The organism is Dactylosporangium sp. NPDC049742, assembly GCF_040674675.1.
GTDB lineage: Bacteria > Actinomycetota > Actinomycetes > Mycobacteriales > Micromonosporaceae > Dactylosporangium > Dactylosporangium maewongense.
This window is the reverse complement of the sequence record NZ_JBFANF010000026.1, coordinates 1-18,610: the sequence shown is the minus strand read 5'-3', so window position 1 is coordinate 18,610 and position 18,610 is coordinate 1. Positions and strand designations below refer to the sequence as shown.

Annotated in this window: 20 protein-coding genes and 1 pseudogene; 11 read left to right on the top strand and 10 right to left on the bottom strand. The window is 72.0% G+C overall.

The window, feature by feature from the left end; genetic code table 11:
* The first annotated feature begins 2 nt into the window (after positions 1-2).
* The 3 genes and pseudogenes from AB0J72_RS28715 to AB0J72_RS28705 all read left to right on the top strand — a co-directional run bounded on the left by AB0J72_RS28715 (position 3) and on the right by AB0J72_RS28705 (position 3,195).
* Complete coding sequence (locus AB0J72_RS28715) at positions 3-728, top strand: (Fe-S)-binding protein (RefSeq protein ID WP_363403883.1); 726 nt, start codon at positions 3-5, stop codon at positions 726-728.
* Positions 725-2,179, top strand: a pseudogene (locus tag AB0J72_RS28710) (LutB/LldF family L-lactate oxidation iron-sulfur protein); the annotation flags it as partial. The gene AB0J72_RS28715 and the pseudogene AB0J72_RS28710, both read left to right, overlap by 4 nt.
* Positions 2,180-2,574: 395 nt before the next feature.
* Positions 2,575-3,195 (top strand): LUD domain-containing protein, encoded by a 621-nt coding sequence (locus AB0J72_RS28705; RefSeq protein ID WP_363403881.1) that lies wholly within the window; start codon positions 2,575-2,577, stop codon positions 3,193-3,195.
* 565 nt (positions 3,196-3,760) lie between these two features.
* Here the strand turns inward: AB0J72_RS28705 and AB0J72_RS28700 are convergent.
* The 4 genes from AB0J72_RS28700 to AB0J72_RS28685 all read right to left on the bottom strand — a co-directional run bounded on the left by AB0J72_RS28700 (position 3,761) and on the right by AB0J72_RS28685 (position 7,290).
* Positions 3,761-4,690 (bottom strand): helix-hairpin-helix domain-containing protein, encoded by a 930-nt coding sequence (locus tag AB0J72_RS28700; protein WP_363403879.1) that lies wholly within the window; start codon positions 4,688-4,690, stop codon positions 3,761-3,763.
* A 764-nt stretch (positions 4,691-5,454) separates the two neighbouring features.
* Positions 5,455-5,907 (bottom strand): hypothetical protein, encoded by a 453-nt coding sequence (locus AB0J72_RS28695; RefSeq protein ID WP_363403877.1) that lies wholly within the window; start codon positions 5,905-5,907, stop codon positions 5,455-5,457.
* 32 nt (positions 5,908-5,939) lie between these two features.
* Positions 5,940-6,413, bottom strand: a complete 474-nt coding sequence (locus tag AB0J72_RS28690) for a M15 family metallopeptidase (protein WP_363403875.1) — start codon at positions 6,411-6,413, stop codon at positions 5,940-5,942.
* Between the two features lie 61 nt (positions 6,414-6,474).
* Complete coding sequence (locus AB0J72_RS28685) at positions 6,475-7,290, bottom strand: cyclase family protein (RefSeq protein ID WP_363403873.1); 816 nt, start codon at positions 7,288-7,290, stop codon at positions 6,475-6,477.
* A gap of 248 nt (positions 7,291-7,538) precedes the next feature.
* On the opposite strand from AB0J72_RS28685, the gene AB0J72_RS28680 reads away from it, so the two are divergent.
* From AB0J72_RS28680 to AB0J72_RS28670, 3 genes are all read left to right on the top strand, one after another.
* A complete protein-coding gene (locus AB0J72_RS28680; protein ID WP_363403871.1) occupies positions 7,539-8,405 on the top strand; it encodes a DUF929 family protein in 867 nt (288 codons plus the stop codon).
* A gap of 2 nt (positions 8,406-8,407) precedes the next feature.
* Positions 8,408-8,872 carry a vitamin K epoxide reductase family protein gene (locus AB0J72_RS28675; RefSeq protein WP_363403869.1) on the top strand — a complete coding sequence of 155 codons (465 nt, stop codon included), beginning with the start codon at positions 8,408-8,410 and terminating at the stop codon, positions 8,870-8,872.
* A gap of 80 nt (positions 8,873-8,952) precedes the next feature.
* On the top strand, positions 8,953-9,660 hold the full coding sequence (locus tag AB0J72_RS28670; RefSeq protein ID WP_363403867.1) for a YcnI family protein: 708 nt from the start codon (positions 8,953-8,955) through the stop codon (positions 9,658-9,660).
* 576 nt (positions 9,661-10,236) lie between these two features.
* Here AB0J72_RS28670 and AB0J72_RS28665 read toward each other — a convergent pair.
* Complete coding sequence (locus AB0J72_RS28665; protein ID WP_363403865.1) at positions 10,237-11,148, bottom strand: CHAT domain-containing protein; 912 nt, start codon at positions 11,146-11,148, stop codon at positions 10,237-10,239.
* A gap of 532 nt (positions 11,149-11,680) precedes the next feature.
* Here AB0J72_RS28665 and AB0J72_RS28660 point away from each other — a divergent pair.
* The 3 genes from AB0J72_RS28660 (at position 11,681) to AB0J72_RS28650 (ending at position 13,177) form a co-directional block, all read left to right on the top strand.
* Positions 11,681-11,845 (top strand): hypothetical protein, encoded by a 165-nt coding sequence (locus AB0J72_RS28660; protein ID WP_363403863.1) that lies wholly within the window; start codon positions 11,681-11,683, stop codon positions 11,843-11,845.
* Positions 11,846-11,945: 100 nt separating this feature from the next.
* Complete coding sequence (locus AB0J72_RS28655) at positions 11,946-12,455, top strand: sigma-70 family RNA polymerase sigma factor (RefSeq protein ID WP_344503270.1); 510 nt, start codon at positions 11,946-11,948, stop codon at positions 12,453-12,455.
* Complete coding sequence (locus AB0J72_RS28650) at positions 12,452-13,177, top strand: zf-HC2 domain-containing protein (RefSeq protein WP_363403861.1); 726 nt, start codon at positions 12,452-12,454, stop codon at positions 13,175-13,177. The genes AB0J72_RS28655 and AB0J72_RS28650 overlap by 4 nt, the downstream gene beginning before the upstream one ends.
* A gap of 165 nt (positions 13,178-13,342) precedes the next feature.
* Here the strand turns inward: AB0J72_RS28650 and AB0J72_RS28645 are convergent, their stop codons facing one another.
* Positions 13,343-13,963, bottom strand: a complete 621-nt coding sequence (locus AB0J72_RS28645; protein WP_363403859.1) for a (2Fe-2S)-binding protein — start codon at positions 13,961-13,963, stop codon at positions 13,343-13,345.
* 91 nt (positions 13,964-14,054) lie between these two features.
* On the opposite strand from AB0J72_RS28645, the gene AB0J72_RS28640 reads away from it, so the two are divergent.
* Both AB0J72_RS28640 and AB0J72_RS28635 read left to right on the top strand, forming a co-directional pair.
* On the top strand, positions 14,055-14,657 hold the full coding sequence (locus tag AB0J72_RS28640; RefSeq protein WP_363403857.1) for a TetR/AcrR family transcriptional regulator: 603 nt from the start codon (positions 14,055-14,057) through the stop codon (positions 14,655-14,657).
* A gap of 152 nt (positions 14,658-14,809) precedes the next feature.
* Positions 14,810-15,223: a GntR family transcriptional regulator gene (locus AB0J72_RS28635; RefSeq protein ID WP_363403856.1), complete on the top strand. Its 414-nt coding sequence runs from the start codon at positions 14,810-14,812 to the stop codon at positions 15,221-15,223.
* A 10-nt stretch (positions 15,224-15,233) separates the two neighbouring features.
* Here the strand turns inward: AB0J72_RS28635 and AB0J72_RS28630 are convergent, their stop codons facing one another.
* From AB0J72_RS28630 to AB0J72_RS28615, 4 genes are all read right to left on the bottom strand, one after another.
* Positions 15,234-16,928, bottom strand: coding sequence for an Hsp70 family protein (locus AB0J72_RS28630; RefSeq protein ID WP_363403855.1), 1,695 nt, complete (start codon positions 16,926-16,928; stop codon positions 15,234-15,236).
* A gap of 37 nt (positions 16,929-16,965) precedes the next feature.
* On the bottom strand, positions 16,966-17,775 hold the full coding sequence (locus AB0J72_RS28625; protein WP_363403853.1) for a protein phosphatase 2C domain-containing protein: 810 nt from the start codon (positions 17,773-17,775) through the stop codon (positions 16,966-16,968).
* The gene (locus tag AB0J72_RS28620; RefSeq protein ID WP_363403852.1) at positions 17,772-18,401 is read right to left on the bottom strand and encodes a hypothetical protein; all 630 of its coding nucleotides are present in this window, start codon (positions 18,399-18,401) and stop codon (positions 17,772-17,774) included. The genes AB0J72_RS28625 and AB0J72_RS28620 overlap by 4 nt, the downstream gene beginning before the upstream one ends.
* Before the next feature lie 87 nt (positions 18,402-18,488).
* Positions 18,489-18,599, bottom strand: a complete 111-nt coding sequence (locus AB0J72_RS28615; RefSeq protein ID WP_363404094.1) for a hypothetical protein — start codon at positions 18,597-18,599, stop codon at positions 18,489-18,491.
* Positions 18,600-18,610 lie beyond the last annotated feature (11 nt).

The window sequence follows — 18,610 nt, the reverse complement described above, 5'->3', positions numbered from 1 at the left end:
CGATGCGTGTGGCACTGTTCGTGACTTGTCTCGCCGACGCGATGTTTCCGCAGGTCGGCCGGGCCACGGTCGAGCTGCTGGAGCGGCTCGGCCACGAGGTCGTCTTCCCCGAGGCGCAGACCTGCTGCGGCCAGATGCACATCAACACGGGGTACCAGCGCGAAGCCGTCCGCCTGGTCGAGCACCAGGTCGACACGTTCGCCGGCTACGAGGCGATCGTCGCGCCGTCGGGCTCGTGCGTCGGCTCGATCCGGCACCAGCACGCGGCCGTCGCCCGCCGGGCCGGCCGGGTCGCGCTGTCGCACCGGGCGGAGGAGCTCGGCGAGCGCACCTATGAGCTGTCGGAGTTCCTCGTCGACGTCCTCGGCGTCACCGACGTCGGCGCCCGCTTCCCGCACCGCGTCACCTACCACCCGACCTGCCACTCGCTGCGCATGCTGCGGGTCGGCGACCGGCCGCTGCGGCTGCTGCGCGAGGTCCGCGACATCGACCTCGTCGAGCTGCCCGGCGCCGACCAGTGCTGCGGCTTCGGCGGCACGTTCGCGCTGAAGAACGCCGACACGTCCGCGGCCATGCTCAGCGACAAGCTCCGCAGCGTCCTGTCCACCGGCGCCTCGGTCGTCTCGGCCGGCGACTCGTCCTGCCTGATGCACATCGGCGGCGGCCTGTCCCGCCTGTCCACTGCCGCCCGTCCGGTGCACCTCGCAGAAATTCTGGCGGCGACATGACCTCCGTGTTCCTGGGGATGCCGGTGTACGCGCCGCGGGGTGTCGGCGCGTTGCGTGGCTCCTCCCCGTTCCCGGTCGCGGCCCGCACGGCGCTCGCCGACGACCAGCTGCGGCGCAACCTGGGCCACGCCACGAGCACCATTCGCGGCAAGCGCGCCGCCGTCGTGGCCGAGGTGCCCGACTGGGAGGAGCTGCGCCTCGCCGGTGAGGCGATCAAGGGCCACGTCATGGCCAACCTCGACACGCTGCTCGTCCAGCTGGAGGAGCAGGTGACCGCCCGCGGCGGCACCGTGCACTGGGCCCGCGACGCGGTCGAGGCCAACGCGATCGTCCTCGACCTGGTCCGCGCGACCGGCGCCACGGAGGTCGTCAAGGTCAAGTCGATGGCGACGCAGGAGATCGGGCTCAACGAGGCGCTCGCCGAGGGCGGTGTCACCGCGTGGGAGACCGACCTGGCGGAGCTCATCGTGCAGCTCGGCGACGACAAGCCGTCGCACATCCTGGTCCCCGCCATCCACCGCAACCGCACCGAGATCCGCGACATCTTCCGCCGCACGATGCCTGCCGCTTCCTCGCTCTCCGACGATCCGCGCGAGCTGGCGATGGCCGCCCGCGCGTACCTGCGCGAGAAGTTCCTGACCGCGCGGGTCGCGGTGTCGGGGGCCAACTTCGCGGTCGCCTCGACCGGCACCCTCGCCGTCGTCGAGTCCGAGGGCAACGGCCGCATGTGCCTGACCCTCCCGCAGACCCTGATCACCGTCATGGGCATCGAGAAGGTCGTCCCCACGTGGACCGACCTGGAGGTGTTCCTGCAGCTGCTGCCCCGCTCGTCGACCGGCGAGCGGATGAACCCCTACACGTCCCTCTGGACCGGCGTCACCCCCGGCGACGGCCCGCAGGACTTCCACCTCGTCCTGGTCGACAACGGCCGCACCGCCGTCCTGTCGGACCCTTCGGGCCGGGCCGCCCTGCACTGCATCCGGTGCAGCGCCTGCCTCAACGTCTGCCCCGTCTACGAACGCACCGGCGGCCACGCCTACGGCTCGGTCTACCCCGGCCCGATCGGCGCCGTCCTCAGCCCCCAGCTCACCGGCGTCGAGGACAACGCCTCCCTCCCCTACGCCTCCAGCCTCTGCGGCGCCTGCTTCGACGCCTGCCCCGTCCGCATCGACATCCCCTCGATGCTCGTACACCTGCGAAACCGCCACGTGGAAGCACGCGCCGCCTCCCCGCTCCCCTCCCCCGAGGCCATCACCATGGCCGCCATGTCCTGGGTGATGTCCCGCCCCTCCCGCTTCCGCCGCGCCGAACGCCTCCTGCGCCTCGGCCGCCTCCTCGGCCGCCGCACCAACCACATCACGACCCTGCCCCCACCCCTGTCCGCGTGGACCACCTCCCGCGACCTCCCCCGCCCCCCAGCCCAGTCCTTCCGCGACTGGTGGCGCACCCGCCCCGCCCCGCCTTCTGACACCCACCCCAACTCGCCTGCCGCCCCCGTTCTCGGCCCGCCTTCTGACGCCCGGACCGGCTCGGCTTCTAACGCCCAGCCCAGCCCGCTTGCCGACCCCCACTCCGGCCCGCCATCTGACGCCCGGACCGGCTCGCTTGCCGACCCTCAGCCCAGCTCGCCTGCCGATCTCCCTCCGGGCTCGCCTGCTGACCTCCGCCCCGGGCCGGTTTCTGAGCCGCTTCCCGGTCCGCCTTCCGACCCCGGTCCCGAACCCGCTTCTGAGCTCCGTCCCGGTTCGCCAGCTGATCCCGAATCGGGGTCGCCCGCTGATGCTCGTGCTGGTGAGTCTTCTGGTCAGCGGCGTGATCTCCCCCATCTCGATGCGCAGGAGGGCCGATGACTGACGCCCGCGCCGACGTGCTGGCCCGCATCCGGGCAGCGCTCGGGCCCGACCCGGACGTGCCAGCCGTGCCACGGGACTACCGGCGCGCGGGGGCGGTGCCGGCGGGATCCCCCGAGCTGCTGTCCCTGCTCGCCGACCGCCTGACCGACTACAAGGCCACGGTCGTCCCCACCACCCCCGCCACGCTCGAGACCGACCTGCGCGCCGCCCTCGACGCCACCATGCCTCCCGGCGGCCGGCTGATCGTGCCGCCGGCCCTGCCGTTCGAGCTCCCGGGCGCCCACGTCGACGACGGCACCCTCACCGCCGCCGAGCTGGACACCTTCGCCGGCGTCGCCACCGCCTGCGCCGCCGCGTGCGCCGAGACCGGGACGATCGCCCTCGATGGCAGCCCCGACCAGGGCCGCCGCGCGATCACCCTCATCCCCGACCGCCACTTCTGCGTGGTCCGCGCCGACCAGATCGTCCACACCGTCCCCGACCTGCTCGCCCGCCTCACCCCGACCCGCCCCCTGACCTTGATCAGCGGCCCCTCCGCCACCAGCGACATCGAACTCAACCGCGTCGAAGGCGTCCACGGCCCCCGCACCCTGGTCGTCCTCCTCGTCCACTAGCACCCCCGCCGCACCCAAACGCGCCGGCGAAGCCCCGCCCGACCCGACCGAAGCTCCTCCACAAACTGGGTCGACCGGGGCGAGCTTTGGCGGAAGCGCGTCGAGCACGAGATCGATCGGGAAGAGCGCCAGCTGGACCGCGGCGACCCGCGTGCGGGCGGCTGGTCTGCGCGATCGTCGGTGAAGACACGCACCGTGCGGGACCACAACAACAGCCGGCCGGGCAGTGGGCGGAACCGCAGCAGCAGGCCGATAAGCGGGCTGGGCGGCAGTGTGTGGCCTGTGCAGCGGTGGCGGTCCGGGCGGGCGGAGGCGGGCCAGCTTCAAAGCGTGGCGGGCGGCGAGTCCGTGTGTGCGCGCCTCAGCGAACTCGGCCCTGGCCCGCCGGCGTTCCTCGCGGCGGCGGGCGTGCTGGCCGGCCACCAGATCAGATCGACACGTCTCAGACAATGGCAGAGCGAACATGCGCCGCCTCCCCCGATTGGCGCTGCCCCACCATTCTCCCTCCCGCGCAACGACGAATCCAGTCGCGTCACGCTGTGCGAGGGAGCCGGCACACGCCGGATCAGTACCGGCGAGGGGGTGTGAGCGTCAGGCGGTGCTGGATGCGGTCGAACTGGTGCGGGGACAGCTGGGCGGTCGTGGCGAACTCGGAGAGGCTGGTGAAGCCGCCGCGGCGGTGGCGTTCGGAGAGGACGTACGCGACGCGGGCGGGGTCGAAGTCGTCGAGGGTGGCGAGCTGCGTGGCGTCGGCGGTGTTGACGTCGACAGAAGCGGCGGTCTGCGTCCAGGGCGTCGGGGCAGGCCACGGGGTGGTGGAGGTCGACGGGATCGGGTCGACCGTGAACTGCTGCGACGTGAACCCGCCGGACTGGGCCGGAAAGCCGGCCGACGGCGTGGCCTGCGGACCGAACCCGGCGGGCGGCGTCGCCTGCGCGGGGAAACCGGCCGCCGGCGTCGCGTACGGATTGAACCCGGCGGGCGGGGTCGCCTGGGCAGGGAAGCCGGCCGGCGGCACGGAGTACGGCACCGCGGACGCCGGACCCACCGGCGAGCCGAACGCCGCAGGTGACCCGAACGCGGCCGGGGACCCGAACGCCGCGGGGGACCCGAACGCGGCCGGAGAGCCGAAGGCAGCGGGCGACCCGAACGCCGCCACGGCGCGGCGCTGCTCCAGCCAGCGGAGCCAGTACACGTTGAGCACGAACGAGTGCACGACGCACACCACCCACAGCACCAGCCACAGCGCCGCGAAGCCGCCGCCGCTGGAAGGATCGTCCGGCACCGTGGCCTTCTCGGACAGGACGACCATGGCGGTGCCGATGAGGAGGTACCCGACGCCGCAGCCCCACCACGCCGGCTTCCGGGCGCGCAGGCCGACGAGGACCAGGCCCGCGCCGCTGAAGCAGCCGAACCCCAGGATCGAGATGAGGACCCACCAGCTCTGCAGGAGCTTCCAGCCGAAACTCGGGCGGGCGGCGGGTGCCGGATACATCAGGTCCTCCTGTCGGGCCGGGCGGCCAACGCATCGACGCCGGTCGCCCCGCGAACACTAACAGCGGGCGGCCCAGGCCGTTGCCCACAGCACCACCCGCCAGAACGACGATCGGAACACATAGCCGACCGAGCTCAGGACGCACCCGCCCAGGCCCACGACGCCGTCCACAGCGCGAAGGCGAAGGCCGCGCCGACCAGGACAGGCCGACGAACACGGCGGCGGCCACACCGTACAAGAGCAAACACCACGACGGAGACAGCAGCGCCCGGCAGGAGGGCAAGAATCACAGCGTCCGCGGCCAACAGCGCACCGATGATCATCGCAACACACGACCCGGACCCCGATCGCCGCATGGGCCGGGCCCACTGATCATCGCCGACGAAGGCCACGGTCCCGTCGAGCTGAACCGGTGGCTCACCCACGACCGCTGACCGGGCTCAGGGCGCACCCGCCCAGACCTACGCCGGCCGGTGAAAGGCCGGGGCGGCCGGTGCCGCCAGGACACGTCGGCGAACACGGCGGTTGCGGCTGCCGCGCCGTACAAGAGCAAAACCGCGACGAAGACAGCACCGCCCGTCAGAGCAAGGATCACAGCATCCGTGGCCAGCAGCGCGCCGATGAACGTGGCTACACACGACCCGGACCCCGATCGCCGCACGGCCCGGCCTCACTGATCATCGCCGACGAGGGCCACGGCCCCGTCGATAGGCAACGGCTCCGTCGAGCTGCAACCGGTGGCTCACCCACGACCGCCGACGGGGTCAGGACGCACCCGCCCAGGACCACGACGCCGTCCACAGTGCGGTGGTGAAGGCCGCGCCGACCAGGACCAGCATCGTCCAGGCGCGTAAGCGGAGAGCGCGGCGCAGACCGGGACGCTCGGCGGGCAGCGCGAACACCCGGGTCGGCCAGTGCCGCCAGGACACGTCGGCGAACACGGCGGCGGCCGCGGCGTACAAGAGCAAAACCGCGACGAAGACGGCACTGCCCGTCAGTGTGAGGATCGCGGCGGCCGTGGCCAGCAGGGCGGTGACGATCGGGACGACCTTCCAGCGGTTGCCCTGTGCGAGCAGCGTCAGCAGCTCCTCCAGCTGGTCGTCGCCGAGCCCGGCGCGGGCCAGCTTCGGCTGGACGACCAGCAGGCTGTAGCCCATCGAGCCGCACCACATGGCGGCCAGGCCGAGATGCGCGGTGAGCAGCAACGACAACACCATGCCCGGCAGCGTAGCCGCCGGGTACGACAACTTCAGGCGGTGAACTTCCAGTGCCACGGCTCGCGGGGCGTGTTCTCGGTGAAGCCGAAACGGCCGCCGTTGGCCCGCATCCAGGCCTGCGCCTTGGCGTCGAGGTCCAGGTCGACGGCGAGGCCCCAGCCGTGGTCGCTGGTGCCGGGCTTCGCGGCCAGGCCGCCCTGGGAGTAGAGGCCCTTGCGGCGGGCGAGGTCGACCTGCTCGTCAAAGCCGCGGTACGAGTCGGTGATCCCGATCTTCACGCCGTCGCGCTGCGCCGCGCGCAGGAGGCTCTCGAGGGCGGCCGCGGCCGGGGCGGCGAGGCGGTGCCCGGTCGAGCCGACCTCGGCGAGCGCCGTGACGGGGATGCGGCCGTTCTCGTAGCGGTCCTGCAACGACGTCGCCGCCGACAACGCGGAGGCGAAGGACGACTCAGGTACGGCAGGAGGAGGCGGGGACAGGGCGGCGAGCTGCGAACGGATCTCTGCCATCCGGGTGGCGATGCCGGTGATGCCTTCCACACGCACCGCATCGGCACCCGGAGGCGCGACTTTAGTGAGGAAGGACGCCGTAGATGAGCGCGGTCGACCCGGAGCCCTTCGCGTTGATGAAGCCGCCGCACAGGATCGACCCGCCGGTCGCCGGGAACTTGGCCAGGTTCGCCAGGATCTCCAGGCTGATGCGGTGCCGCCGGTACACCAGCAGCGACGCCCTGAAGTCGGGGTCGGTGCCCAGGTCGGGGCCGAACGTGTCGATGCCGGTGCCGCCGTTGCGCCCGATCCGGCCGGTGTCGATGAACCACTGGACCGTCTCGGGTGCGAAGCCCGGCTGGTGCAGGACCCCGTCGGCGTCGAGGTTCGGGAACGCGTCGGTCCCCCACTTGTACTCCCAGCCGGTCCACATGATGATCATCGACTCGTCGGGGATGCGGCCGTGCCGGCGCTCCCACTGCTTCACGTCGTCGACCGTCAGCGCGTAGTCGGCGTTGCGGGCGCACTTGTCCCGCACGTCGATCTTGACCGCGGGCAGGAACAGGTCGTTGGGGTCGAGGTCGTCCGCCAGGGGCTCGCCGGCGTTGAAGTGCCCGGGCGCGCCCCAGTGCGTGCCGGTCGCCTCGCCCTCGCGGACGTACTGCAGGTAGTAGCCCTCGTTCTCGATGGTGGCGATGGTCTCCAGCTCGAACGCCGGGTCGCCGGGGTAGATGTTGGTCGTCGCCGGGTCGTTGACGTGCGACAGGCTGATCAGCCGGGTCTTTCCGGGCTTCAACGCTGGGCCCCCGCTCTCGGCGGCCGCCGCGGTGCCGGCCAGGCCCGCGGCGCCGGCGACCGCGCCGCTCGCCGCCGCTGTCAGAAGATGTCGTCGCTGCATGGTCGTTTAGCCCCTCGCGTCCGTGTCCAGGTGCCGACATGCCACATTGCACCGCCGCACCGGCCCGCGCAAGATCTGCCGCTGTACCCGGCGTGGCGGGAGCGTCGACCCAGTGCGACGGACGCGCGTCTGCCTAAATTCAGCCACGGAGGGAACCAACGGGCGGGTCCGTTACGACTAATAAGCAGACGAGTGGGGGGTTGCGCGTGTCGAAGCGCCAGCGGGACTCGCGCGAATACGCGCGACGGATGCGACTGATCCAGGAGCGGGCGACCGCCAGGCGGGGCAGGATGCGCAAGGCGACGGCCGCGATCACCGCCGTCCTGGTCGTGTTCGCGGTCATGATCGTGGCCAAGCTCGGCGGCGCCGGCGGGCCCGAGACCAAGCCCACGCCGGCCTTCCCCACCGGCGAGGCGGCCGCCGCGATCGTCGCGGCGTTGACGTCGGTGCCGCCCGCGGTCCTCGACCAGGTCGGCGTCGGATCCGCCGAGATCCTGCCGAAGCCGGTCACCGGCCAGCCGGTGCTCACCGAGGGCGGCAAGCCCCTGGTGCTGTATGTCGGCGCCGAGTACTGCCCGTTCTGCGCCGCGCAGCGCTGGCCGGTGGTCGTGGCGCTGTCCCGGTTCGGGACGTTCAGCGGCCTGACGATCACCGCTTCGGCGTCCGACGACGTGTACCCCGACACGCCGACGGTGTCGTTCCACGGCAGCACGTACACCAGCGACGTGCTCACCTTCCAGGGTGTCGAGACCAGCGGCAGGACCCGCAAGGGCGGCTCGTACACGCCGCTGGACCAGCTGACCCCCCAGCAGGCGCAGCTGGTGCAGAAGTTCAACGCCCCGCCGTACGTGGACGCGAAGTCCGCCGGATCGATCCCGTTCGTCGACTACGCCAACCAGGCGATCACCTCCGGCTCGACGTTCAGCCCGGACCTGCTCGCCGGCATGACCGCCGAGCAGGTGACCAAGGCGCTGTCCGACCCCAACAGCGAGATCGCGAAGGCGGTCAACGGCAACGCCAACGCGATCACCGCCGTGCTGTGCAAGGTGACCGGCGGCAAACCGGCGAACGTCTGCACCTCCCAGGCCGTGACCGCCTTCCAGGGAAAGGTCTGAGCATGACCGAGACCACCACCGACCCGCTGGTGCAGCGGTGGGTGCCGCCCGTTTCGCTGGTGCTGTCCGTGCTCGGCCTGGCCGTGTCCGCGTATCTGACGTATGAGCACTTCACGTCGTCGACGACCCTCGCCTGCCCGGACACGGGAGCGCTCAACTGTCTGAAGGTCACCACCAGCGAGCAGTCCGCGGTGCTCGGCATCCCCGTGGCGGTGCTGGGTCTGCTGTACTTCGTTGCCATGCTGGCCCTGTCGGCCCTGTGGCGGACACCCCGGCGGGACGTGCGGCTCGCCCGCCTCGTCTGTACCGGCGTCGGCGTGCTGTTCGTCGTCTGGCTCGTCTACGCGGAACTCTTCACCCTCGACGCGATCTGCCTGTGGTGCACGGCGGTGCACGTCCTGGCGATCGGCCTCTTCGCCGTCACGGCGCTCGGCACGGCGTACGCCGACCCGGCGGATTTAGCGTAGAACCGCGGGGAACTTTCCGGTGGTCCGGGGCGACTACCCGGTTGACCTTGTCGTTCCTGCCCGAGAGGACAGCCCGCATCATGCGCCTGACCCACGTGGTCCGCGCGGGTGTCGCCGTCGCCGCGGCCGCCGCCGCTGCACTCGCCTTCCCCGCCGCCGCCTCCGCTCACGTCACCGTCAACCCCAACACCGCCACGCAGGGCGGCTACACCAAGGTGACGTTCCGGGTGCCGAACGAGCGCGACGACGCCTCCACCACCAAACTCGAGATCGCGCTGCCCACCGACAAGCCGATCGCATCGGTGTCACTCAAACCGATCCAGGGCTGGACCGCCGTCGCCGAGACCAGCAAACTCGCCACACCGATCAAGACCGACGACGGCGAGCTCACCGACGCCGTCTCCAAAATCACCTGGACCGCATCAGCCGGCGCGGAGATCAAGCCACACCAGTTCCAGGAGTTCGACGTCTCACTCGGCCCCCTGCCCACCACCGACCAGATCGTCTTCAAGGCCCTCCAGACCTACTCCACCGGCGAAATCGTCCGCTGGATCGACGAACCCGCCGCCGGCGCCGAGGCCGAACACCCCGCCCCCGTCCTCAAGCTCACCAAGAAGACCGACGCCACCGCATCCGCCGCACCTGCCGCTTCGGTCGCCGCAAAGGACGATGACGGCGACAGCGGCAGCGAGGGTACGGCCATCGGCCTGGGCATCGCTGGCCTCGTCTTCGGCCTGGCCGGCCTGGTCGTCGCCATCCTGTCCCTCCGCCGCTCCCGAACCTCCTGACAACACCACCCCCGCTTGATCGAACAGCGGATCCGGTCACCACCACGACCGGATCCGCTTTTTGATCAACCCACCAGCCGGCGGGTAGCGGCCAGCCCACCGCCCCGACGCGACCGCGGCGATCGAGGTGGCGATGCAGGTCGCGCCGACGGCGCCCAGCTGCACGCATACATCGTCGTGTCGCTGCCGACCGGAGCGCGGACGGGGAAACTGCGGGCGCTCACGTGGTCGCACGTCGACCTCGACGGCCAGCCCGACGCCGACCCGCCGCTGCCACCGTCCATACAGGTGTGACGGTCGAGAACGGCAGGAGAAGGCACGCGCCAAGGTCGGTCGGGAGTTGGAGGAGAGTGATCTCGTCTTCGCTACGGCCAGCAGCGCCACGCTTGACGCCGCGAACATCCGCCGAGGCTCCCGGACCGCGGCAAGGACTGCCGGGCTGGACGCAGAGAACGTCCCATGCTGCTCGACGGGGCGACGGCGATGGATCGGATCTTCGCCGATACGTAGCAAACGGAACCTACGTCGGGCTACCTCCAGGAGTGCCGTCCAGTGCATGCGTCTGGACAGCACCGCTTATGCCAATTGGTCTACTGAAGGTGTGCCACCAGCCGGCGGGATGACAAGCTTCACCTCTGCCGGATCAATCCCGTCGGCGTTCGTCAGGGCGGGCAAATCCGCGCCGGTCAGACCGTTGAATTCCATCTGGACCTTGGCCATGAGGTAGGCACTATTGACGGATTGACCGTCTGCGACCGCCGTATAGAACCGCGTAGCAAAAGTCATCGCATCGCCGTCCTTAACGCTGCTGCTCATGCCGATAGCGATCGGCACGGCATCGAGGAGCCCAGCGAGTTGGGCCTCCGACTTGCAGGAATTGAGAACGACAAGCGTTGGCGGTAGGTCGACTGCGCTCATCGCCCGAGCAAAGGCCTGGGCAGTGATGTGCTGACCGGGGTTGGGTGCGTCGCTCCCCGTGTCGAAGACCAACACCGTCTCGTTCGAGTGACCCGAGAAGTGAACAACGTGTGGTCTGAAACGGGACAAGCCGTCCAACAAGTCTGATGGGGTAGCTGCGGGCAGATGCTCAATCTGCACCAGGTCCCGGTGGGTTGCTGCCTGCACACCTGCCTTGACGCGGCGAATCTCCTCATCAACACGGAGGTCTCCCCGCGAGGCTGCTGTCAGGTACAGGATGCGAAGTGGTTCCACCTGCGGGGGCCGAAGCCTGCTTATCTCCGCCGACATTCTGCCCTCACTAGCTGAGATCATGGCTGCCGTCTTGTTGCGTTCCGCGCGCAATTGCTGTTCATAGCGCCTCTTCAGCGCGTCCGCCTCACGCTGACGGTTCTGCTTTTCGGCCGCCTCCCTACGCTTTCGGTCCCGCTCGGCTGCCGCAGCCTCGCGCGTCAGTGCAGCGTTCAAATCATTGTTGAGCGCGGCCTCTTTCTTGGAGCACTCCGCGACACGCTTGCTCTCGTCGGCCACCTTCTTGCCCTCGGCAAGAGCGGCATTTTCAGCCGAGTCCGCTTGCCGCAGATACGAATTATGCGAGGAAGCAGACGAACTCTTTGCCGCTCGCTGCCGGTATCCGGCAGCCTCGTCGGTCTTCTTTGCCTGCCTGGCGCGGGCTTCAGCGAGCTTCTTCGGGTGTCAACCTAACCAGTTTTCGCGTTGCCGCCACCCCCACGGGTGATCTATGTCGACGCAACGTGGGCTATGTCACCCACTTGGTCATCCGCCAAGCAAAAGAGGCCACGTCGATCGCTCGACATGGCCTCTGAGCTGGTGGGCGATAGTGGATTTGAACCAGTTGCCCCTTCCGAGTCAACAAAGTCAACATGCCCGGCCTGCCTGCGTTTGGATCGGCGGGAGGGCCCGGAGATCCTGGGCCGCCGAGGCTCCAGTGCGGGCAGCCCTGGACGCCGGAGGTAACGCTTGCGCGGTCCGGCCTGCGGGTTGGGAGTGGGCGGCGATACATGGCGCAGAGGGCTACTGGTCCGGGTTCGTGAGCCGGAGGATGTTGCTGGTGGAGGCGCCTCGCGACGATCAGCCGGCGGTTGTGACGTGGGTGCTGGTCTCGGTGGGTGTCGTGGTGGCGATGTTGTGCTGTTTGGGCGGCTGTGTCCTGCTCCTCATTGCTCCTGATCAGGTGGCGGCGCTCAGTCCGTTCAACTGGTGGTGACGGCCGGCACCGCCGGAGTACGTCGGTGGCAGGTGGTTGAACCCGCAACCGTTTGGTGGTGTACACCTCTCAAGGACGCGCGCGGACGAGGGGGAGCCGGTTGACCAGGGACGAGGAGCTGATGACCGCGCTGTACACCGAGCATTACGGTGTGCTGCTCGGCTTCGTGTCACGGTACGAGCGGGACCGCCATCGTGCCGAGGACCTCGTCCAGGAGACGCTCCTGCGGGCGTGGAAGCACATCGGGAGGATCGATGTCAGCCGGGACACCACGCGTGCGTACCTGCTGACGATCGCCCGCAACGTGGTCAGCAACGCGTGGCGGGCCGACCAGCGGCGGCCCCGGCTCGTCGACGACCCTGACGCGATCGCCGCGGTCGCCGACGCCGACAACGTCGACGAGCTCGTCGAGGGCTGGCTCGTCCGCGCCGCGCTCGACCGGCTGTCCGTGGAGCACCGGCAGGTGGTGGAGTCGGTCTACTACGACGGGCGGACCGTCGCCGACACCGCCCGCCACCTGTCCGTGCCCGAGGGGACCGTCAAGTCGCGCGCCTACTATGCGGTCCGGGCGCTGCGCGCGGTGTTCGAGGAGATGGGGGTGCTGCGATGAGCGACGAGCACGACGCGGTGCGTCCGTTGCTCGGTGGGTACGTCCTCGGCGGGCTCGACGACGCCGACCAGGCACTCGTCGACGCGCACCTGAGCGGCTGCGCCGGCTGCCGCGCCGAGGTCGACCGGCTCGCCCCCGTGCCCGAGCTGCTGCAACGGCTGCCGGCCGGACCAGTGCCGGCGCCGTTGGAGGCCCCGACCCGCGACGGCCTCGACGCGTTCCTGCGCCGGGCCGCGCTGCCGGAGCGCCGTCGGAGGGCGCGGCTGGTCGCGGGGGTCGCCACGGCCGCCGTCGTGCTGGCAGCCGTCGCGTTCGCCGTTTGGCCGGAGTCGTCGCCGGTACCGACGGCGACACCACGGACGGTCCCGCAGTCGGTGACCCAGCTGTCGACGCAGCCGTCCTCGTCACCGTCGCCCGCCGCCGGGACGGTGGTCCAGTTCGTCGCGGCCGCGGGCAGCGCCATGTCGGGCCGGGCGACGCTGACACCGCGGCAGTGGGGCGTGTCGGTGGCCCTGGAGCTGACCGGCCTGCCCGGCGAGGGACCGTTCGTGCTGCGGGTCGTGGGCCGCGGCGGCCAGGAGGAGCAGGCCGCGTGCTGGGGCCGCACCACGTCGGCCTCGGCCCGCGTGACGGGCGCCAGCTCGATCCAGCTGCCCAACGTCGACAAGGTCACCGTCTCCGACCACGACGGCCACCTGCTGGGCACCGCCGCCAAGGACTGAGCCGGCCCGACCGCGAAGACCACGACGGCCACCTGCTGGGCACCGCCGCCAAGGACTGAGCCGGCCCGACCGCGAAGACCACGACGGCCGCCTGCTGGGCACGGCCGCCAAGGACTGAGCCGGCGCCGACCACGACGGCCACCTGCTGAGAGGACCGAGCCGGGTTCAGGGCCGTCGCAGGACGCAGTCGCCGCAGGTGCCGCCGCCGGGGATGCGGTAGTACAGGCAGCAGTTGCGCCGGCGCAGCGCGCGGCCGTGCAGGTCGGCGGTGCCGGCAAGCGGGCCGGCGGTCAGCAGCTCGGCGACCATCGCCCAGACCGCGGGGTCGTCGAGCTGGCCGGCGGCGCCGGCGAGGGCCGAGCTGACGTTGCCCCACAGGACCTTCGGCGACAGCCGGAACTCGGCCCGGAACACCTCCAGCAACGGCGCGACCAGCCCCAGCAGGATCCGCTCGCGGAAGGCGTCGCGCGTCAGCGGCCCGTCGGCCGGGGCGGCGGTGCACGCGATCGGCCATGGCCCGGCGGGCACGGGCTTCCAGAACAGCTGCCCCGGATCCGGATAGCGGGGGGCGAGCAGCGGCGGGGCGAGCAGCCGCGACGCGACACCGAGGAACGTCACCGACGCGACGACCCGCACCGGCACCACCGCCGGGTCGAGCCCGAACATCGTCAGGAGCGTCTCGCGCGCCACCCCGACCCGCTCCGCCGCGACGGCCGGGGCGAGCAGGTCGGTGAACGGCCGCCAGTCGTCCCCGGCGCGGTCCTCCCAGACGAAATACGGGTTCACGAGGCGCAGCGTAATCCAGTGACACGGACCGATGGCGCGTTCACCGCACGATGACCGGATCGCGCCGTGGCGCAGGCGATACCATGGGCTGATGTCCGTGACCGCAGACACCGGCGAGCGTTCGCGGATCATCGAGGCCGCGCACCGCTGCCTGGTCGACGCCGGCGGCGAAGGCCTCTCCGTCACCGGTGTCCTCACCGCCGCAGGCCTGTCCACCAGGGCGTTCTACCGGCACTTCGGCTCCAAGGACGCGCTGCTGCTGGCGATGTTCCGCCGCGACAGCGACCGGGTCCACGCGGAGCTGACCGCGGCCGCGGACTCCGCCGCCACGCCGCCGGACGCGTTGCGGGCGTGGATCTGCGGGTTCCTGTCGCTGACCGCCGACAGCCGGCGCCGGCGAGGCGTCCTCGTCATGTCGTGCGGCGAGCTGATGGGCACCGCCGGCTATGCGGCGGAGCGGGCGCGCCAGCTCGGCGCGCACCGGTGCGCGATCGCCGCGATCCTGGAGCGGGGGCGCGTGGACGGGTCGCTGCCGTGGGCCGACCCCGAGGCGGACGCCCGGACGATCACGGCGGCGCTGTCCGCGGCGTTCCAGGAGCGGATGGCCGCCAGCCCGTCGCCCGAGGCCGCCGAAGCCGCCGCCGGCCAGGTCACCGACTTCGCGCTGCGCGCCCTCGGTGCCGCCGCGAACTGACGCCTCCCCAACGTGCCCTGGGCGCCGCCGCGAACTGACGCCTCCCCAACGTGCCCTGGGTGCCGCCGCGAACTGACGCGTCCCCGACGTGCCCTGGTGCCGTCGCGAACTGACGCTTCCCCCACCTGTGGCCTAGTGGCTACAGTCAGCGCATGCCGCCACGGTACGAGCTGGTCGCCGACGCACTCCGGGCCCAGATCATGGCCGGGACGCTGCGCCCGGGGTCGCTGATCCCGAGTGCCGGTGCGCTCGCCCACGAGCACGGCGTCGGCCGGGACACGGCGTTGAAGGGCATCGCCGTCCTCCGGCGGGAGGGGCTGCTGTTCCTGGCCCCGGACAAGTCGATCCGGGTCGGTCCGGTCGCGGGCCGGGCCACGCGCGGGCCGCTGGGCATCCCCGACGACGTGCTCGACGTGCCGCCCGGCGGGGTCGTGTCGGCCCGGATGCCGACGCGGCGCGAGCGGGAGCGCTTCGACCTGCCGGAAGGGGTGCCGGTGCTGGTCGTGCGCACCGGCGCCGCGGAGGAGGTCCATCCCGCCGACCGGTACGGGCTGCGGCTGCCGTGAGCCCTCGCGGTCAGTCGGACCAGGCGGCGACGCCGTCCAGGCGGGTGGCGATGGCGTGCCAGGTGGAGCGGACCGTGTCGGCGTCGATGGTGGCGAGCCGCCGCCGGCTGGAGCGGGCGGCGAAGGGCTGGTCGGCGGCGCGGAGCAGGTCGTCGACGGTGTCGAGGAGCGTGCCGGGGGCAAGGAGGGCGCTGACGTCGTGCAGGTCGAACTCCTCGGCCAGCTCGACGGCCAGGTCCCGGGCGCCGATCAGCAGGTCGGGCAGCCACTGCTGCGGCGGGTGGCTGAGGTTGTACTGCACCAGGTCCAGGTCGATCAGGTCCTCGTCGCCGGGGTAGCTGACGAGCGTCACGAACCGCTCGCGGGCGGCGTCCCAGCCCGGGACGGCGGCGAGCTCGTGGGTGTCGTCGTCCAGCAGGTACTCCGTGAGCCCTTCGACGCTGCGGAACAGCAGCGGGCCGCCGGCCCGGGCGAGGAACACGGTCCGCTCGGGTTCGGTGAAGCGGGCGCGGATCGTCCAGCCGCTCCCGGAGGGCAGGCCGACGTGCAGCGGGTGGAACGGCGCGTCCCGCCACACGTCGCCGGGCACCGGCGTCCGGGAGGCCGGCAGCCAGCTCCACAGGTGCGCGCCGTCGCCGTCCGGCCGTCTCGGCGCCGGCTGCGCGGCGGCGGGGGCGGCCGCCTGCCGGGGGAACCCGCTCAGGACCGCCAGGCTGCCCTCGGCCGCGGCGAGCTTCGGGTGCTCGGCGGCGACCGGCTCGATGCCGGTGACGCGGTGGAGCAGGGTCGCGACCAGCGGCAGCAGGGTGGCGCCGCCGGCCAGGTACACGCCTTCGACCGACGTCTCGTCGACGCCGGCGGCCCGCATGGTGCGCAGGGTCAGCTCGGCGGTGGGGCGCAGCAGGGGCGTCGCGATCCGCTCCAGGTCGGCCGGGGTCAGGGTCACGTCGACCCCGGCGGCGACGCGGACGGTGACGGGCACGCCCGTGGCCAGGATCTCCTTCGCGCGCCGCGCCTGCTCCAGGAGCCCACGCCAGGCGCCGGAGCCGCCGCCCGGGGCCGCCGCGCGCAGGTGGGCGGCGATCGCCGCGTCGAGGTCCAGGCCGCCGGCGCCCGCCAGGCCCGCGGAGGCGACGATCCGTGGGCCGTCGGCGGAGGGTTGGACGACGGCGGTCTCGAAGGTGGCGGCGCCCAGCTCGTACGTGACGAAACTCCGCCCTGACGTGACCGGCACCCGCGCGGCGAGGGTGCCGGCGAGCGCGACCGGTGACGGCACGAGCCTGACGGCCGGCAACCCCGCCATGGACGCGGCGGTCAGCAGCGCGCCGCGGGCGTGGGCGCCCCAGGACGCGGGGTGGGTGAGGGCGACCTCCTGCAGCGCGGCCCCGCCGGTGACCCGCAGCGCCTCGGCGTGCACGGCCCACAGGATCGCGGCGAACAGGTGCACGACCGGGACGTCCACCCCGCCGAGCGGCACGCTCTCCGCGTCGGCGTGCGACTTCGGATGCGGCTCGAACCGCTCAGGATCCCCGGCCCCGCCCCGGAGCGCGGCGGCGCCGACCGCCAGCACCCCGTCGGCCACGTCGAGGTGCACCGCCGACGGCAGCAGCGGCGACCCGTCGAACAGCAGCGGCGTCACCCGCCCGGCGGCGTCCTTGAGGACGGCGACCGTGCTGCCGGTGCCGACATCGATGCCGAGATGCATCGCCCGATGGTGCCAGGCCGCCCGCCGCGGCGGACGGTCAGGGGCGCGTGGGGATGCCGAGCGGGTCGGTGTCCAGGCCGAGATAGGTGATGAGGCCCGGGTCGGTGTCCTCGTCCTCGGGGGCGGCGTGGGCGCCACGGGTGCGCGGGCCGGCGTCCGGACCGGTCGCGAGGTGGTCCACGACGACGACGGTGACGTTGTCGCGGCCGCCGGCGAGGACGGCCCGGTGCACGAGGAGGTCGGCGGCGTCCTGGGCGACCGGTTCGGCCCGCAGGGCGGCGGCGATCTCGTCGTCGGTCAGCTCCAGGGACAGGCCGTCGGAGCAGACGACGAAGCGCTCGCCCGGCACCGGCGACAGGACCCACAGGTCGGCGGGGGGTGCGGGTCTGGTGCCGAGCGCCCGCGTGATCACGCCGCGGCGGCGGGTGACGCTCTGGGGTGCGGTGTGGTCGACGGTGAGCTGGGTGAGGACCTCGCCGTCGAAGCGGTACACGCGGGAGTCGCCGACGTTGAACACCGCCCAGCGCTCGGTGTCGCCGTCGAGCACGAGGCTGAGGCCGGTGACCGTGGTGCCCATGCCGGTGCGGACGGGGTGCTCGACGGCGGAGGCGAGGATGTCGGCGTTGGCGCGGGCGATCTCGTCGTGCACGTCCTGCGGGGTGCGGTCCGGCAGGTCCGCGAGCCGCCGCAGCGCCACGACGGCGAGCTCGCTGGCGATGTCGCCGGCGGCGTGCCCGCCCATGCCGTCGGCGACGGCATACACCCCGTCGACGACCAGGGCGCTGTCCTCGTTGCGCTGGCGCACCCGGCCGACGTCACTGGCGGCGCCGGCCCGAACTGTCGTCACAAGACACCGCCCCGCACCGTGATGCCGCCGAACCGCGACACCAGCGCGGCGACGACGTCGTCCCGCCCGACCGGTGAGAGCGGCCCCGAGCCGTCGTCCGCCGACAGCATCCAGGTCCCGTCGGCGTCGCGGGCGATCGCGACTCCCGCGCCGTCCGACGCGATCGCGACGGCCGCCTCGCCCTCGCCGGCCGTGCACCGGTCGACGAACCTGGCCAGCGGCGACGCGAGGGGCTCGGCCGGGTCGAGGACCTCGATCCCGAAGAGTCCGAACGGCCCCGGGTAGGTTGCGACGCGGCCGGCGGTGCCGCTGAACACGTGCATCGCGATGGTCTTGTCGCCGGTCGATCCGGCCGCCTCCGTCGTCGTGTGCAGCGTCGACAGGGCCGCGACCGCGCCCAGGACCAACGGGCCCGGCACTACATCGCCGCCCTCGTCGGTGCACAGGCCGCGGGCCAGCAGCGACGCGACCCCGGCAGCGGTGACGATGTCGGTGGCCGCCTCAGGCTGCAGGGCGAGCCGGCGCCGGACGCCGTCCATCGCGGCGGTGCGCTCACCGTGTGGGCCGGCGGCGGAGCGGAGGAGAAACTCCAGTTCCGCGAACGTGCACAAGGTCGTGTCCGCCATGCTCCTCCTTCACGTTTGCACCGCGAGAAGCCAGGAAAGCCGAAGGAGAACGGCCCGATGAGCCTATCAGGAGCCGCGGCGCCGCAGTCAGCCGTGGGTGGGGCCACCCGGGTCGTCGGGCGTGCTCCACCGTACGACGGCCTCGGTGCGGCTGCGGACGTGGAGTTTGGCGAAGACGTGGTTCAGGTGGTTCTTCACGGTTTTCTCGG